Genomic DNA, 16,332 nt, shown 5'->3' on the forward strand with positions numbered 1-16,332 from the left:
GGCTCAGTGCGCCTCGGCGGTGACGGCGGTCGACTCCGCGGCCCCGGCGACGGTGCGAACGCGCAGTCGTTCCCGCGCGAACAGCGCACCGAGCGTGAGGACGGCGACGGCGGTCGGCACGATCATCAGCAGGAAGATCGTGCGGGCATCCATCCCGGCCGCGATCAGGGCGGCGCCGAGGGTGGGCCCGGCGATGGACCCGATCCGCCCGATTCCCATGGCCCAGCCGATGCCGGTCGAGCGTGCCGCGACCGGGTAGATCGACGCCGCGATCGCGATGATGCCCGCCGAACTTCCGGACATCCCGAATCCGACGATGCAGATCGTGATCAGCAGCAACGTGGAGTTCGCCAGGAACATCGCGACGACGCCGATGAACAGGGCGCCGAGTGTGTAGCCGGCCATCACCACCGCGTAGGCGGCGTCCGCGCCCCGCGACCGGCGCCACGCAGTGCCGACGCGGTCGGTGATCCACCCGATCGACAGTGCGCCTGCCATGCCGCCGAGGTTGAACAGCGCCGCGGCGAGGATCGCGTGGGAGGGGCTCTGCCCGGCCTGGCTGAACAGCGACGGCATCCACCCGAACAGGAAGTAGATCACCAGGAAGTTGATGACGAACACGACCCACAGCAGCACCGTGTCCAGCGCCCGGCCGCCGGCGAAGAGTTCCCGGATAGGCGATCTGGTGGCCACGGCGGCGTCCACGGTGAACGTCACCGATCCGGTGATGCCCGCCTGCGGTGCGATCGCCGAGAGGATCTTCGCGGCGCCGGCGTGATCACCGCGGGAGGCGAGGAACTTGCCCGATTCCGGCAGCCCGGCCCACGCGAGCGCCGCCACGATCAGCGGGAGGACGCCGCCGGCCACGAAGATCGACTGCCACCCGTACGCCGGGATCAGTTGAGCGGCAGCGAGTCCGCCGAGGAAGCCGCCGAGCGACATGCCCGCGACGACGATGGTGACCAGGGTGGAGCGGCTGCGAGCGGGGCTGTATTCACTGGTCAGCGCAATCAGGTTCGGGGTGACGCCGCCGAGCCCGATTCCGGCGAGAATGCGCAGCACGATCAGCACCCCCATCGACGGCGCGAACGCGGACGCGAGGGTGAACACCGCGAACAGCACGGTGCACAGCAGGATCACCCGCCGCCGGCCCCAGCGGTCGGCGACGGGACCGAACAGCAGGCTGCCGACGACCATCGCGCCGCTGCTGAGCGCCAGCAGCAGCCCGAACGAGGCCTTGGACAGGCCCCAGTCCTCGGACAGCGCGGGAATCGCGAATCCGATCAGCTGGGCGTCCATGCCGTCGAGGATCGCGAGCGCCAGGCACAACGCGATGGCACGCTTCTGGAGGGCCGACACCGGTGCGGCGTCGATGAGTTGGGAGATGTCGACTTCACGAGTTGGGGCCACGACGTGCATTCCTCTCGAAGGGGGGAACCGCGGGAGATGAAGCCTCGAACTGGATGGGTCTTGCTAGACGGGGGTGACGGTGCCGTCGACCGCGAGTGCGTCGGCGGGCACCTCGGGGAACCGCTGGCGCAGAGACGGTTTCGCGAGCTTTCCGGAGAACGTGCGCGGCAGCGGCTCGCCGAGCGCGACGGCGTGCTTGGGGCGCTTGAACTTCGCCAGGTTCTCGCCGGCGACCTCGGCGATGTCGGCGACGATCTCGGCGGCGGGGCGCTCACTGTGGAACACCACCATCGGCACCTCGCCCCATCGGTCGTCCTTGACGCCGATGACCGCGAGGTCGACCAGGCCGTCGATGCCGTGCAACGCCTTCTCGATCTCGGCGGGGTAGACGTTGAGGCCCCCGGAGATCAGCATGTCCTTGCTACGGTCGACGATCTTCAGGAATCCACCCTCGTCCTGCATGCCGAGGTCGCCGGTACGCAGCCACCCGTCGCCGAGGGTCGCCGCGGTGGCCTCGGGCTTGTTCCAGTACTCCCGCAGCACGTGCTCGCCGCGGACCAGGATCTCGCCGACCTCCCCGGCCGGGGTGTCGACTCCCGGATCACCGATCCGGATGTGGGTGCCGACCAGCGGCAGCCCCGCGAAGCCGGGACGGGACACGGCGTCCTCGTAGGCGAGCGTCGAGACCATGCCGGACGCCTCGGTCAGGCCGTAGCACTGGGTGAGCGGGATGCCGTGCGAGCGGTAGAAGTCGAGCAGGTCGAGGCTGACGGGAGCGCCACCGGTGCCGGCGAACGTGAACTTCGCGAGCTTGCGGGTGCCGAAGTCGGGCAGCATCGTCATCCGTTCCCAGATCACGGGGACGGTCGTGGTGGCCGTGATCTGCTCACGCTCGAACGTGTCGAGGGCGATCTCCGGGTCGTACTCGCGCAACAGGACCATCGTCGCGCCGGGCACGACGACGAGCTGCATGAAGATCGACAGGACCGAGCCGGTGTACACCAGCGGGGCGGAGCACAGCACCCGGTCGCGGGACGAGAAGCCGAACGTGATCGACTGCGAGATGCCGGGAGTCATCGCGTTGCGGTGGGTGATCAGGGCGCCCTTCTGCACGCCGGTGGTCCCCGACGTGTAGCAGATGAAGCCGGGGTCGTCGGCGTCGATGGCGACGACGGGTGCGGTCCCGGGGTCGATCAGCCGCTCGTACGGCGGATGGGCACTGCCCCCGATCGCGTACGTCTCGAACTTCGCCTGCTCGGCGGCGACCTCGAGCAGCGACGCGAAGCTGTCCTCGACGATCACCACGCGCGGCGCGGAGTCGAGCACCATCGGCGCCAGCTCCTTGCCGGTGAGCCGGAAGTTCAGCGGCACGCTGATGGCGCCGAGCTTGAGGGTCGCCAGGATGATGTGGGCGAGTTCGGGGCGATTGAGCATCATCACCGCCACCCGGTCCCCCTTGCGGACGCCCCGCGCCGCGAGGCCGCGGGCGAGTGCGTCGGTGATCGCGTCGACCTCGGCCCAGGTCTGTGCCGTGTCCCCAAACACGATGGCCTGCTGCTGCGAACGTGTCTTACCCCAGAACCGGGTCAGGTCCGCGAGATTCATCTGTGCTCCTCGTGCTCGTCAGCCGGGTGTGACCACCCTCACTTCGTGTGCCGTAAACCTAACAGCTGTAGGCGAACGGCGCAATGCTCGATTCGGGAATTTCGGGCACCCGGCAGAACCGGACCGTCGCACGAAAACAACACCCACACAGTGTATTTCGTGTGAGTGTTGCTTCCGCGGAATGCGTCCGGTCAGCCGGCGGGAGGTGCCTCGCGCCGAGGGCTCGCCGAGTCGGTTGCCGCGGCGACCCGCGTGGTGTCGTACCGCGCCACCGTCCGCAGCACCTCCGCGGTGTCCGCGCCCACGACCGGCGGCAGCGCGGGCGCGAACTTCTCCCCGGCGACGCGCACGGGGCTGACCACGAACTCGAGCTCGCCGACCCCCGGGTAGTCGACCCGGTAGGTGTTGTCCCGCGCCCGGAAGTGCGGGTCGTCGAGCATGTCGGCCACGCTGTTGACCGGGCCTCCCGCGATGCCGTGTTCGAGAAACAGCTGCACCCACTCGGCGCGGGTGCGCTGCGCGAAGATCTCCGTCAGCGCGCGCCACACCAGGTCCGCGCGGGCGGGGGCACCGTCGTCGGTGCCGGTGAGGTCGACGTCGATCAGGTCCTGGCGTCCGACCGCGACCAGGAAGTTGTGCCAGAACTTCTCCACGTGCGACCCGAACAGGATCGCCTCGCCGTCGCTGGTGCGGTAGGCCTCGAGCCGTGGCCAGTCGGGCAGCCGGCCGTCCGGCAGCCAGGTCGGCCGGGGAATCGAGCGGTCCCTGTTCAACTCCGCGTCCACCAGGTCCGGCATCCACGCGGCGGCGACGTCGATGCCCGCCACCTCGACGTGACAGCCGGTACCGGTGGCGCCGGCCTTGTGCAGCGCCGCGAGCAGGCCCATCGCCCCGTACGCGCCGAGCGCGTACATCGCGATCGGCGGCGTCGTGGATCCCGCCATCCCCTCGGTCGGCGGCTCCGAGGGAGTGCCGACCTCGCGGAGCCCGGCGTACGCGTCGAACACCGGACCTCCGGTGCCGAGAACACGGTACGGTCCGTCGGTGCCCATGCCCGACACCGTGCACAGCACGATCTTCGGATTCACCTGTCGCAGTTGCTCGTAGCCGATGCCGAGCCAGTCGAGGTACCCGCCCCGCATGCCCTCGATGACCGCGTCGCACGACCGCGCGAGGTCGAGGAACGCCTGCTTGCCTACGGGTGTGCGCAGATCGAGTGCGACGCTGCGCTTTCCGCGATTCCATCGCAGGTGCATGAAGGCAGGCCCGTCCTCTCCTCCGACGGCACGGCTGCCGCCGATGCGCACGGGATCCCCGAGCGGACCAGATTCGACCTTGATCACGTCCGCACCCAGATCGGCGAGATGCCCGCCGAGCGACGACGGCGCCAGCTGCGCGACCTCGAGGATCCGAACGCCGTCCAGCAGCGAGTACCCACTCATGAACCCTCCTTCGCTCCCCGGCCGACGGCCAGCGAGACATTCTGTGTCTGTTCCGGTTTCAGTTCGATCCAGAGTCCGTCGACGTCGGCGACGAGGACGTCGCCGTGATACATCGCGCCGCGCAGGAATCGCTTGCGGCCCTCCTGCCCGGCCAGCTCCGCCTCCACGCGCAATTCGACGCCGAGCGGCGCGGGGGCTCGGTAGTTGACGTGCAGGTACGCCGTGCGTGCCCAGTGCCTGCCGGAACTGTTGGCGAGGCGCGCGAGTATCTCGTCGAAGATCAGCGGCGTCACGCCGCCGTTCATCGCGTAGCGCCCGGAATGGAATCTGCCGACCGTGACGCGCCCCCGCGCCCGGGTCGCGGTCACCTCGTCGACGTGGAGGGGTGGCGTCAGCGCCTGTGCCCGGCCGGGAAGATCCCAGCGCCTGCCGGCGATCTGTTCGTCCTCACCGACCTCGAACTCCGCCAGTCGTGCTGCGAGGCCGCGGAGCGTACGCGCCGCGCGACTCGCCGCGTCCGGACCCGGGCGACTGCGGGTGACGGCCTCCTGCACGGAGCGCAGAGCCTCGGCCAGTTCCGCGAACTCGTCGTCACCGTCCGCGGTCGGTTCGAATGGGTCGTCCCAGCTGGGACTCCAGATGTCGTCGGGAGTCGAGAGGGTGACGTCCATCCGGACCTCGCTTGCGGTGCTGACGAGTGACGGCCCGCGGTTCACCGGGCGCGCCGTCCGAAGTAGGAGCCGAACATCTCCTCGACCGGACGCGGCCGGAGCGTCGTGCGCGACACGACGTTCTCCCGGTCGTACCGGGACCGCAGGTCGCGTCCCGGTCCGTCGAGCAGCAGAGTCTTGATCTCGCGCATGGACTCCGGGGGCTGCGCGGCGATCTGCCCGGCCGCCTCGAGCGCGGCGCCGAGCACGTCGCCGTCGGCGGCGTACCGGGAGACGAGACCCATCCGGTGGGCCTCCGCACCGGTGACTGCCCGGGACGTCATCAGCAGATCGCGGGCGAGTCCGGCACCGATCAGGTGGTCGAGTACCCACGTGAGGTTGGCGCCGCCGTACTTCGCCGCGGTGACGGTGATGCGGGTGCCGGGACCTCCGACGCGCAGATCAGAACACGCCGCCAGCAGGGTGCCCGCGCCGTAGGCCATTCCCTGGACTGCGGCGACGGTGGGTTTGGGGAACGTGAAGTATCTCCACAACAGTTCGTCCCGTTCGAGCAGGCTGAGGGCGCAGGCGTCCGCCGTCATCGCCCGGAGTTCCTTCAGGTCGTATCCCGCGGAGAACGCGGCGGTACCCTCCCCTGCCAGCAGCACCACCCGGACGTCCGGGTCGTCCGCCGCCTCGGCGAGCGCGGCATCGAGTTCACGTTGCAGGCCGAGGGTGATCGCGTTGTGCACCTCGGGCCGCGCGAGTTCGAGTTGCAGCACTCCGGGCGCGGGCGACGATCGGCGCAGGTCGCCCGTCGTCACCTCACACCGCCGGCCGCGGCCTCCTGCCGAGCGACCTCCTCGGCATCGCGGGTGATCATCTTGTGGAACACCTGACCGGGAAGCTCGTTGCGTCCGTAAATCAGCTCGTCGACCTGCCCGTGCGCCGCGTTGGCCGTGATCGTCTTCGTGACGAACCAGTCCTCGGCGTGCAGGGTCTCCATCAGGAGTTCCCAGTTCTTGTCCAGAATCCGCTTCTCCCGCGGAGTCTCGGGTTCCTTCGGGGAGAGAAGGCGAATGGTGCAGTACGACACGTTGGGATCTTCGGTGTCGGGCACGATCGTCCAGATCTCGAAGTGGTTGGGCTCGGTCACGAGCATCGTGCCCGGGTAGATCGTGTAGTTCGCGAGGGAGTAGTCGCGGACGTCGAACGAGTCGGGATCTGCGCCGCGAACCTCGGTGATCGACTTGCGGGCCACGACGATTCGCCACGAACGGTCGACCAGGTCGTAGGCCGTGATGTTGCCCTCGAGGTAGTTGCACACGGTCTTGGTGTGCAGCTGGCACAGGTGGTACGAGTCCTGGACGCCGTCGACGGCGATCTTCCAGTTCATGTCGAGTTTCCACGTCTCCTTGCGCACCTGGAACGACTCGGCCATCCCGGTGTCCGTCACCTCCGCGTCGTGCTTGGCGCCGAGAATCCCGGCGATGTCGAGTTCGGCGCCGACCGTCGGAACCACCCAGACCAGTCCGTGCCGCACCTCGCAGGGAAATTCGACGAGCCCGTATTGCGAGCGGTCCATGCCGTCGAAGCCTTCTGCATGCGGCATTCCCCGCAGATCTCCACCGCGGCCGTACGCCCAGTTGTGATACGGGCAGCTGAAGACGCGCTTGCAGCCGGCTTCCTCGAACTCCACCTTCGAGCCCCGGTGCCTGCAGACGTTGGAGAAGGCCTTGACGCTGCCGTCCGTCTGCTTGACCACCAGTAGCGGCGTGCCGATCAGCTCGGTCGTGACGAAGTCGCCCGCCTTCTTCAGCTCGTCGACGTGGGCGACGATGTGCGGCAGCCGCCGGACCACCGTGCGCTCGCGTTCGGCGAGTTCGGGGTCGTTGAACACCGAGAACGGCACTCGAAGCAGGTCGTCCGCGTAGTCGGTGCTGTTGTTGTCGACGTGTGCGATCAGTCGCTCGGTGAGTGTGATCTTGTCTTCGCGCTCCATACACCGAGAGTGGCACATGAGACATTCATTGTCTAGCGTCTCATGGCAGATTGTGGTTGTACTGTTTCCTGGTGGCTGCAAGGACTGGAAACGACCCCGCGACCGACGTCCGCTCGACGATCCTCACCGCAGCGGAGTCGTGCTTCGAACGCTTCGGGATCACCAAGACGACGATGGAGGACGTCGCCCGCGCCGCGGACATGTCCCGCGCAACCGTCTACCGGTATTTCTCCGACCGGGAGAGTCTGATCATCGAATCGGTCGCGCGGCGCGCGCGCAAGAACATGACGCCCGCCCGCGCCTTCATCGCGAAGTGGCCCACTATCGAGGAGCGACTCGTCGAGGGCATCTGCCAGAACGTCGAGAGCGGCCTGCGGGACCCCATGGTCCACCTGCTCGTCTCCCCCTCGGAGATGACCCTGGCGAACTCCCTGCTGACCACGTCGGGCAAGGCCGTCGAACTGACGAGTGAGCTGTGGGAGCCGATTCTGCGCGAAGCGCAGGAGGCCGGCGACCTCCGCGCCGACCTGGATCTGACATTGCTGTGCGAATGGATCTCGGAACTCGAGATCATGTGTATCAGCCAACTCAACGGCGGCACCGGCTCGCTGGAACGGTTCCGCGAGAAGATCCGCACGTTCCTGGTCCCCTCGGTTGTTCCTGCCGCGCTGCCTGCCGGCGACTGAGTACGCACGGTACGGCGCCGCCGGCAGAGGGCCCCGAACTCCGGCTACCGCGGCGCCGTGTCCCCGTCGAGTGCGGAATCGATTCCGCTGATCTCGGTGATCTTCCAGTCGTTTCCGCTGTCGACCGTCATCTTGTAGGTCGCGGTCGACTGCAGTCCGTCCGGTGCCTGGCTGTTCTTCGTCAGGACGCTGACGAAGCAGTCGACCGAATAGGTTCCGTCCGGTCCCGGTTCTGCTTTCGCCGAGATCGGCTGTGCGCTCGACGTCCACTGGAGCGGAGCGATGATCTGCTCCATCGACGTCGCGGCCTGGGTGAGACGGTTGGACAGTTCCGGAGCGGTGCCCGCCGTCAGCCGTGTTCTCCACGCGGGCAGGTCGCGAAAGTCCATTTCGGCGGCGCCGGTCGCGTAGTCGAGGGCGATCCGTTCGGCCTGCTGCCTGCTCGCCGCCGCGTCGTGGAGTTGGTCGAGTTCGTCGGTCGTGCTCCGAAGTTGCCACCCGAGCACCGCCAGTGCGACGACGAGAACGGCGACCAGGCCCCCGACCACCACCGACCGCAGTGGCACGTTCCTGCCACCTCGACGCTCACGATCGCCCGCACCATCGGAGGGTCCGGCCTCGGGGGCGGTTCCGGAGTTCACGAGTTCCATTGATTTCTGCATCGTTCGCCTTTCGCTGGGCTGTCCGATCTCCGGGGGTGGACGATCGAGTACGTCTGGGGTGCGGTCGGCTCTACCGCCCCGACGGGCTGAGGTGGACTGTCAGTGCATCTCCGGATGCGGTGGACGCCATGACGTTGTCGAGCAGGCGGCCCACGTCGACGGTCCGCATCGACGCCGCCCCGGCCTGGACCGACGGCAGGAGATTCACGCCGATCACCTGCAGGTCCGGGGCGGTGTGATCGAGGAACGTCTGCAGTTCCCCGATGAAAGGACTTGCTCCGCCTGCGATTCCGTCGCGCAGCGGACCCTTCTCGGTAGCGAATCGGATTCCGCCGAGCACGTCGTGGAACCCGCTGCCGAACTCGGCGACGATCGGTGTCGTATCCCGGAAACCCTGCGGGAGGGTGGCGCTGTCCATCAGCAGTGGTTGCAGGGTGTCGAACAGCGTCGTGAGGGTGTCGGACTGCTGGGTGAGCGTCGCCGCGAGTAGTTCGCCTGCCCGCGTGAGATTGTTCAGGACCGCGAAGTCATCGGGAAGCGCGACGTCGATCGTGTCGAAGATCGCTTGTACCCGAAAGGGATCCACCTGCTCGAGGAGCCTGGTCAGGCGCTCCGAGAGCTCCTTGAACGTCGTCGGCACCACGACCTGGTTCGCCGGGACGGTGTCCCCGTCCTCGAGATACGGCCCCGCTGTGGACGAGGGCAGCACCGCAAGGAACGGTTCGCCCAGCGCCGACAGATTGTCGACGCGGAACTCGCTGTCGGCGGGGATCGACCGGTCACTCTCGTAGTTCCACGCGACCTCGATGTGATCGGCCGACGCCGTCACCCCACTGATGTGTCCGATCGCCACCCCCCGGAGCAGCACACGGGAGCCGACGACGAGTCCGTTCGTGTCCGGCACGTCCAACGTGGCGGTGCGTACGTCGTCGAACCGGGAGACGTGCAGACCCGCCCGGCCCATGTACAGGAACGACAGCACGGCGATCACCACCATGCCGAGAATCGACAACGAAGTCTTGACAGTCATTTCACTGCTCCCAGCATGCGGAGCAGGTTCTCCGCGTCGGCCACGATCTGGTCTCCCCCGGCAGATTCGATGCCCTCGATCTCGACGGAAGGCTTCTGCGCGAACGGCACGATCCTGCTGCGCAGGAAACGGGACAGCACGACGGTCGTGTCCGGGCCCTCGTCCCAGACGTCGCGCGCCACGTCCCCCGTGTCGGCCAGCGTGTTCAGCATGGGAACCATCCACAGTCCGCCTTCGTAGACGCTGCCGACGGAGGGCAGGATCTGGCCGATGTGCGACACCACCGAGATCGCGAGTCGCCGCCAGTAATGCACGCTGGAACTGTCGAACATGGCCGAAAGCGCGTCGGTGCGATCGTCGAACGACAGTGCGGTCTCGTTCAACCCCGTCAGCGTCCGGTCGATCTCCTGCGTCCTGGCAGCGAGGTCCTGCAGGTCCAGCGCCGCCACGGACGCCGCGTCGCGCACGGCCGGGAGCGGCGGCACGACGGCATTGACGCGGGCCATCACATCCTCGATCCGCTGGATGCTGCCGCCGTTGACGAAGTTCGCGAGGACTGCGATGGTGTCCTCCAACTGCGGTGGCGAGATGGTGCGGGCGACGGGGATCGTGCCACCGGCAGGCAGGTACCCGTCGGCGGAATGTTTGCCGTCACCGGTGACCGCGATATAGGTGTCGCCGAGGAGAGTGTCCTGACGGACGATCGCCCGCGCATCGGCGGGAATCCTGGTGCCGCTTCCGACTCCGGCCGACACCGTCACCGTCGATCCGGACACCTGCAAAGACCGGACCTCGCCGACCCGCAGGCCGTCCATCATCACGTCGGCACCGGCGGGCAGATTCATCACACTGGCGAACTCGAGCGACAGGTCGTAGGTGTCGCCGACGCCACCGCGGACCGAGGGCAGGTCGTCCGGTCCCAGGGAACATGCCGGCACCGTCAGCACCACCGCGCTCACGGAGGCGGCGCACAGAAGCTGCCGCGTTCTTCTCGACAGATTCATCTCAGTTCCTTCCCGTCCGCACGAGGTCGAGCAGCCGATCCATCGGCACCTCGGTTCCGGTGGTCGTCAGAGCCACGGTCGGCGGCTGGTAGGCAATGGTGAGTGCTCCGTCGCGCGTCGTCTGCTGCGCGAGGAAGGGTGCAACCGACGGAATCGTCGAGATCAGGCCTGCCATGTCGTTCGACCGTGTCGCCGCCAGCTTCAGGGCGTCGGTCGCCGGTCCGTGCACGAAGGGCCAGATGTCGGCGCCGTAGTTCTGCTGGATGTCGTGCAAAGTCGCTACCAGCCAACCGATTCCCTCGCACACCTCGATGACTCCGGGCCACAGATCGATGCCCGCGGCAACGACGGCAGGCATCTGCTCCACGATCGACCGGATCGAACTCCACCGACGCAGCGCTTCGTCCGTCAGCGGGGCCATGTTCGCGATCGACGAGCCGATGTCGGCGACGAGTTTGTCCGGATCGGCTGCCGCCTCGGCGGCATGCCTCATCATGTCCGCGGCGTTCTCCCCCTGGCCGCGGAGCGCCTCGTCCAGACCGAGCACCGTCTTCCGGACGTTCTCCTCACCGTCGTCCGGAGCGATCGCATCGATGAAATCCGCTGCCGAACCAGCGATCTCGGAGATGCTCTTCGGAGTGTGACTGTGCCCCAGCGGGATGCACTGTTCCGGCGCGAGTTCCGGACCGGACGTGTAGTTGCCGACGAGTTCGAGACTCCGATCGGCGAGCAGGGACTTCGAGCGGGTGACCGCTCGGACATCGAACGGATAGGACCGGCCACTCGCGAGCGAGAAGGTGACCTGCACGTGGTCGCCCTGCGGCTCGATACCTTCGACACGGCCCACCTCGTAACCCATCTGGGTGACCGGGTTGCCGGCGTAGAGGCCGATGGCGTCGGGCATGAGCGCGCAGAACGCCGACCGGTCTGCCGGCTCCCCCGTCGTCGCGACCGCCACACCGGCGCCACCGACGGCGGCGGCCGCGCACACGACGGCCAGCACCTTGACGATCAGGCGTGATTTCCCGGACATCTCAGCACGTCCGTCCGGGAACGGGGACACAGAAGTCCGAGGCCATGAGTGTGCCGCCCTTGATCGCGGCCATTCCTTCGGGCGTCAGCCATTCGGCAAGCTGAGTGCGCAACGACTGAAGATTGTCGATGGCTGGGCCCATCGACGTCCGGAACTCGTCGATCACACCCTTCGCGTGGTTCACAGCGTCGAGTACCTCCGTCTTGTGGTCGAGATAGAACGCCTCGAACGGCTGAATCGTCATCAGGACGTTGCCGAGCAGGGAATACGCCTCGTTGAATCCGGCGTGGGTGGTGTTGTACGTCGAGAGAACCACGTCGATCTCGCGGATCAGGTCGAACACCATGCCCTGATCGGCCTCGAAACTCTGGAGATACTCCGCGGCGAGGTCGGCGATCGTGCGGACCTGCGCACGCTGCTGATCCATCACGCGGGCGATGCTGGTCAGGCCCGAGATCATGGACGCGATCGACGTCGGGTTCTCCTCGAGCGCCCGGGCCATCTCGTCGAGGTTCGCGTCGACGGTGCCGCCCTCGACGTTGTCGGTCGTGTGCGGCGCGGCCTGGAGGACATCGCCGATCGAATACGGAACGCTGACCTGCTCGACGGGCAGCGGGGTGTCCCCGAGCGGCAGAACGCCGAGAGGGACGAGGGTGATCGCGTATCCCCCGACCGGGGTGAGCATGCGCACCTCCACACGGGAGTCCGAGCCGACCGGTACCGCGTCGTCGATCTCGGCCGTCACCAGTACCGCGTCCGGCTCGATCAACACGTCCGTGACGGTTCCCACGCCGATGCCCGCCACCCGGACGTCCTGGCCGATGTCGATCGAGGAGGCGTCGTCGGTACGGAACGAGAACGACATCCGTCCCGGTGGGTTCGCGTAGAGGACGGCGGTGGTCACGAGTGCGAAGACCACCAGGAGAACGATGCCCGCGCCGAACGCGACCTCCCTGCCGACCAGCGCCCGCGCCCGGCCCAACACCCCGCCGATACGCTGGGCACGGTTTTTCGTCACGGGTTGCATACGACGACCTCACTCCCTCTCAGCAGAACCTCGACGTCGGTGGGTAGCTGCGCCACACCGTTCGTGCACTGGATACCGCCCGGGCCTGCCCCGGCGGTCTGCGGAACCTGCAGACCGGCGAAGGCGACCGGCAGCAGTCGCAACGCTTCCGCGGTGTCCGGCACCGATGCGAATGCGTCGGAGAGCATCTGCTCGACGTCCATTCCCGGTTGCAGACCGAGAGCATCGATCAACCGTTGGATCGGTGTGAGGAATTCGGGGCCGAACGCAGCCGTCTTCGGGAACTCGTCGATAACCGTCATCGCCTTCGCGATCGGGAAACTCACCGAGCGCAGGAACTCGACGACCTCGGGCGACCGGCCTCCCATGCTGTCGGAGATCCGTGCGAGATTGCCGGTGAGGGTCGAGATGACCTGTTCGCGGTCGTGGGCGAGGCCGGCGAGTTTCTGTGCGTCTTCGAGCATCGGTGACAGTCCGTTTCCGTCTCCTTGCAGAAGCGAGATCGCGTTGTCGGTGAAGGTGTTGATGTCGTCGGTGCTCATGGTCGCGAGTACCGGTTGCAGTCCGTTGAACAACTCGGTGATGTCGAACGAGGCCCGCGTCTTGTCGGCAGGCAGTCGATCGACTGCTCCGCCCGGATTTTCGGGGAATTCGGCGTCGATGTAGCGAACGCCGGTGAGGTTCTGGTACTTCACCGCGAGGATCGTGTCGGAGGTGAGCTGATACGGCTTCTCCATCGTGAAGTGCACTTCCGCGAGACTCCGCCCGCCGTCCCGGATCAGTTCGACCGATTCGACCTTGCCGATCCGGACCCCCTTCGTTCGGATGTCCCCGTGTGCACCGAGCCCGGAGACATCGGTGAATTCCGCTGTGTAGCTGTTTGTCTCATTGGTCACCGGGCTCTTCATCGCGCTGATCACGATGATGAAGAGGACCACGGAGACCGCAGCCGCGACGGCGAGCTTGACGAGAGTGACGATGTACCTGGTTCGGTTGCTCATCGGCCGGCCCCGTCCTCGGACGGCGGGGCACCGGTCAACGCGAGCGGGGCCGCCAGTGCGGGCAGATCGTCCAGGACGATCCGGAGATTGAGCCGCTGCCCGTCGCCGCTGTCCTCGAACGCCGAGTCCAGCCGCTCGACGGCGGTGCGCAGTCGCTCGGGGCGCGCCCCACCGTCGTACAGGTGCGGCACCACGCCGGCGAGTTCCGAGACCACCTCGGTGACCGGTACCAGTTCGTCACCGTGAGATTTCAGCAACTGCCCGGCCTGTCCGAACAATTGTCCGGCCGCCAGGGTCAGACCGGCGTCCGTCTCGTCCATGAACGGGTCGTCGACCCCTACCGAACCGTCGGGTCGCTGGTTGTAGGTGCTGTTGTAGATGTGGGTCAGCGAATCGATCGCCTGTCGATTGAACGCCGGGAACACGTCGAGGACGTCGTTGACACGCCCGAGCAGGTCGGCCGGAAGTGCCTGCTGAGTCTGCGCGACCCGGTCGCCGAGCACGAGTGCCGCATCGAACATCGGTGTCAGGCCGTCGGTGTACCGGACGACCTTGTCCAAGCTGGTGATCATCGAGTCCGTCAGGGTGCCGTCGACGGCCAGCGAACCCTTCTCGATCATGGTCGACATCGTGAAATCTCCTGTGGGCGTGCGGTCCAGGGTGCGGTGTGCCTCCAGACCGGAACCGCCGGGCCTGCCGACCAGATTGACGGCGGTGGAACCGAAGTAGTTCTGCGGCCGGAAGTCGACATCGAAGGCATCGGTCAGGCCGCCGATCTGGTCGGGATCCAGCTGGAGGTCCATGCGGACGGAGTCCGCGCCCGTCCGTTCCAATCCGGTGACGACACCGACCTCACCGCCCCGCAGGATCACCTTCGTGCCGGAGTCGACGCCCGGGCCCACGTAGGGGACGTCGATGCTGATCGGCAACCCTTCCGTGTCCGCGCTGCTCGGGTATACCCAGACTGCAGCGATCACTGCGCAGGTCGTCACGACGACCCCCAGCCCCGCCCCGTGCAGCACTCGGCTCTGACGGCCGGGGACCCCTCTCAGGAAGTCCTGACTCCTCGCTCTGCTCATTGACTCATCCTTTGAACACTAGTTCGGGACTGAGGCCCCAGATCGCCACAGTCATACAGAAATTCAGGACGACGATCGCGACGAGGCTCGCCCGGATAGCCCGCCCGGACGCCGCGCCGACCCCCGCGGGCCCGCCACCGGCGAAGTATCCGTAGTAGCAGTGGATCATCGTGACGACGGCACAGAAGACGACTGCTTTGACCAGCGACGCCACGAGGTCCGGAACACTGAGAAATTGGCTGAAGTAGTGATCGTAGGTACCCGAAGGCTGGCGGTGAAACGTCTTGATGATCAACCCTCCGGTGAAGAAACTGACCACGAGCGCCATCAGATACCCGGGGATCACGATGAGCATGCTTCCGATCAGCCGCGTCCCGACCACGAACGGAATGGCCTGCAATCCCATCGATTCGGTGGCGTCGATCTCCTCGGAGATGCGCATCGAGCCGATCTCGGCGGTCATCCGGCAGCCGGCCTGCGCGGCGAATCCAATTCCGGTGATGATCGGGGCGATGACCCGGACATTGCCGAACGATCCGATGATCCCGGTCAACGCGCCGAAGCCCAGCAGATCGAAGGCCATGAACGCCTGGATCGCGACGACGGCGCCGACGGCCAGTCCCAGGAAGAACATCAGGCTGACGACACCACCGTCGACGACGAGGGATCCGTTCCCCCACGCCATGTTGTTCATGGTGGTCATCGTCTGCTTGCGGTAGTGCCGCAGCGTTGTGGGCAGCAATGCGACCGTCTTGACGGTGAAGACCGTCACCTGACCGATTTCCTCGATCACCGACGTCGCAGCGCGACCCACCGAGCGAATCGGTTGCAGCAGAACCCCGCCGACAGGTCCCCTGCGATGCGTGGAGTGTGTGTTCATGTCACGCCAACCGGGCCGGAAAGAACATCATCTGGATCTGACTGACCACGAGATTGGTCATGAAGATGCAGAAGACACTGAGTACCACCGAGGCATTGACCGCGTTGGCCACGCCTTTCGGGCCGCCCTTCGCTTCGAGACCTCGCAGGCTGGCGATCAACACGACGAGCGCCGCGAAGATCACCGACTTGAGCACGGAGAAGACCAGATCGGTCGGTGTCGCGAAGGAGCCGAACGATTGCCAGAAACTGCCGGGCACCACATCGTTGACATTCGCCGAAATCACCAGCCCCGCCGCCACACCGGCCGCGACGATGACGATGCACAGCATCGGTGCGATGGCGACCATCGCGATGAACCGCGGAACGACCAGTCGCTGGACCGGGTCGATTCCCATGACCCGGATCGCTTCGATCTCCTCGCGGATCGCACGGGCACCGAGATCGGAGGCGATCGCCGATGCGGCCGCACCGCTCATCAGCAGTCCCGCCGCCATCGGCGCCCCCTGCCCCACCACGCCCAGCCCACTCGCGGCTCCTGCCAGCGAGTTCGCGCCGACCTGGTTCATGATTCCACCGACCTGCACCGAGACCTCGGCACCGATCGGCACCGCCATCAGCAGCGCGGGAAGTGCGGTGACCTTGAGAAGTTTCCACATCTGCGTGGCCACCTCCTCGAGGGGCAACCGCAGGGCGATCGTGTCGGATACCGTGTATTTCAGGATGTTCACGGCGAGCTCACCGGATCGCCCCAAAGTCGCGAGGCTGCGAATGGGCGTGTCCTTCAGGTATTTCCCCACCGCGGCGATCGACAGACGCGGC

General features: G+C 66.8%; 16 protein-coding genes. 1 reads left to right on the forward strand and 15 read right to left on the reverse strand.

Going from position 1 to position 16,332, the window contains the following annotated elements:
• Window positions 1-3 precede the first annotated feature (3 nt).
• The 6 genes from JWS14_RS10875 to JWS14_RS10900 all read right to left on the reverse strand — a co-directional run bounded on the left by JWS14_RS10875 (window position 4) and on the right by JWS14_RS10900 (window position 7,109).
• Complete coding sequence (locus JWS14_RS10875; RefSeq protein WP_206013097.1) at window positions 4-1,410, reverse strand: MFS transporter; 1,407 nt, start codon at window positions 1,408-1,410, stop codon at window positions 4-6.
• Between the two features lie 63 nt (window positions 1,411-1,473).
• Window positions 1,474-3,015: a class I adenylate-forming enzyme family protein gene (locus JWS14_RS10880; RefSeq protein ID WP_206013099.1), complete on the reverse strand. Its 1,542-nt coding sequence runs from the start codon at window positions 3,013-3,015 to the stop codon at window positions 1,474-1,476.
• A 191-nt stretch (window positions 3,016-3,206) separates the two neighbouring features.
• Entirely contained in the window at window positions 3,207-4,457 is a 1,251-nt protein-coding gene (locus tag JWS14_RS10885) for a CaiB/BaiF CoA transferase family protein (protein ID WP_095862515.1), read from the reverse strand.
• Window positions 4,454-5,128: a PaaI family thioesterase gene (locus JWS14_RS10890; protein ID WP_095862749.1), complete on the reverse strand. Its 675-nt coding sequence runs from the start codon at window positions 5,126-5,128 to the stop codon at window positions 4,454-4,456. The genes JWS14_RS10885 and JWS14_RS10890 overlap by 4 nt, the downstream gene beginning before the upstream one ends.
• Before the next feature lie 41 nt (window positions 5,129-5,169).
• On the reverse strand, window positions 5,170-5,931 hold the full coding sequence (locus tag JWS14_RS10895; RefSeq protein WP_206013101.1) for an enoyl-CoA hydratase/isomerase family protein: 762 nt from the start codon (window positions 5,929-5,931) through the stop codon (window positions 5,170-5,172).
• Window positions 5,928-7,109: an aromatic ring-hydroxylating oxygenase subunit alpha gene (locus JWS14_RS10900; protein ID WP_072939695.1), complete on the reverse strand. Its 1,182-nt coding sequence runs from the start codon at window positions 7,107-7,109 to the stop codon at window positions 5,928-5,930. Before JWS14_RS10900 ends, JWS14_RS10895 begins: the two co-directional genes overlap by 4 nt.
• Before the next feature lie 71 nt (window positions 7,110-7,180).
• Between JWS14_RS10900 and JWS14_RS10905 the strand changes: the two genes are divergently transcribed.
• A complete protein-coding gene (locus tag JWS14_RS10905) occupies window positions 7,181-7,795 on the forward strand; it encodes a TetR/AcrR family transcriptional regulator (protein ID WP_206013102.1) in 615 nt (204 codons plus the stop codon).
• 44 nt (window positions 7,796-7,839) lie between these two features.
• Here the strand turns inward: JWS14_RS10905 and JWS14_RS10910 are convergent, their stop codons facing one another.
• From JWS14_RS10910 to JWS14_RS10950, 9 genes are all read right to left on the reverse strand, one after another.
• Entirely contained in the window at window positions 7,840-8,361 is a 522-nt protein-coding gene (locus tag JWS14_RS10910; protein ID WP_241031310.1) for a hypothetical protein, read from the reverse strand.
• Between the two features lie 166 nt (window positions 8,362-8,527).
• The gene (locus JWS14_RS10915; RefSeq protein WP_206013103.1) at window positions 8,528-9,487 is read right to left on the reverse strand and encodes an MlaD family protein; all 960 of its coding nucleotides are present in this window, start codon (window positions 9,485-9,487) and stop codon (window positions 8,528-8,530) included.
• Window positions 9,484-10,491 carry an MlaD family protein gene (locus JWS14_RS10920; protein WP_206013104.1) on the reverse strand — a complete coding sequence of 336 codons (1,008 nt, stop codon included), beginning with the start codon at window positions 10,489-10,491 and terminating at the stop codon, window positions 9,484-9,486. Before JWS14_RS10920 ends, JWS14_RS10915 begins: the two co-directional genes overlap by 4 nt.
• A gap of 1 nt (window position 10,492) precedes the next feature.
• On the reverse strand, window positions 10,493-11,524 hold the full coding sequence (locus JWS14_RS10925; protein WP_095862513.1) for an MlaD family protein: 1,032 nt from the start codon (window positions 11,522-11,524) through the stop codon (window positions 10,493-10,495).
• Between the two features lies 1 nt (window position 11,525).
• Complete coding sequence (locus JWS14_RS10930) at window positions 11,526-12,551, reverse strand: MlaD family protein (protein ID WP_371851545.1); 1,026 nt, start codon at window positions 12,549-12,551, stop codon at window positions 11,526-11,528.
• The gene (locus JWS14_RS10935) at window positions 12,539-13,552 is read right to left on the reverse strand and encodes an MlaD family protein (protein ID WP_206013105.1); all 1,014 of its coding nucleotides are present in this window, start codon (window positions 13,550-13,552) and stop codon (window positions 12,539-12,541) included. The genes JWS14_RS10930 and JWS14_RS10935 overlap by 13 nt, the downstream gene beginning before the upstream one ends.
• Window positions 13,549-14,631 (reverse strand): MlaD family protein, encoded by a 1,083-nt coding sequence (locus JWS14_RS10940; RefSeq protein ID WP_072939679.1) that lies wholly within the window; start codon window positions 14,629-14,631, stop codon window positions 13,549-13,551. The genes JWS14_RS10935 and JWS14_RS10940 overlap by 4 nt, the downstream gene beginning before the upstream one ends.
• 4 nt (window positions 14,632-14,635) lie before the next feature.
• Window positions 14,636-15,511, reverse strand: a complete 876-nt coding sequence (locus JWS14_RS10945) for an MlaE family ABC transporter permease (RefSeq protein ID WP_179377612.1) — start codon at window positions 15,509-15,511, stop codon at window positions 14,636-14,638.
• A gap of 1 nt (window position 15,512) precedes the next feature.
• Window positions 15,513-16,325, reverse strand: a complete 813-nt coding sequence (locus JWS14_RS10950) for an ABC transporter permease (RefSeq protein ID WP_072940389.1) — start codon at window positions 16,323-16,325, stop codon at window positions 15,513-15,515.
• Between the last annotated feature and the right edge of the window lie 7 nt (window positions 16,326-16,332).

This window comes from Rhodococcus koreensis (assembly GCF_017068375.1).
GTDB classification, from domain to species: Bacteria; Actinomycetota; Actinomycetes; order Mycobacteriales; family Mycobacteriaceae; genus Rhodococcus_F; species Rhodococcus_F koreensis.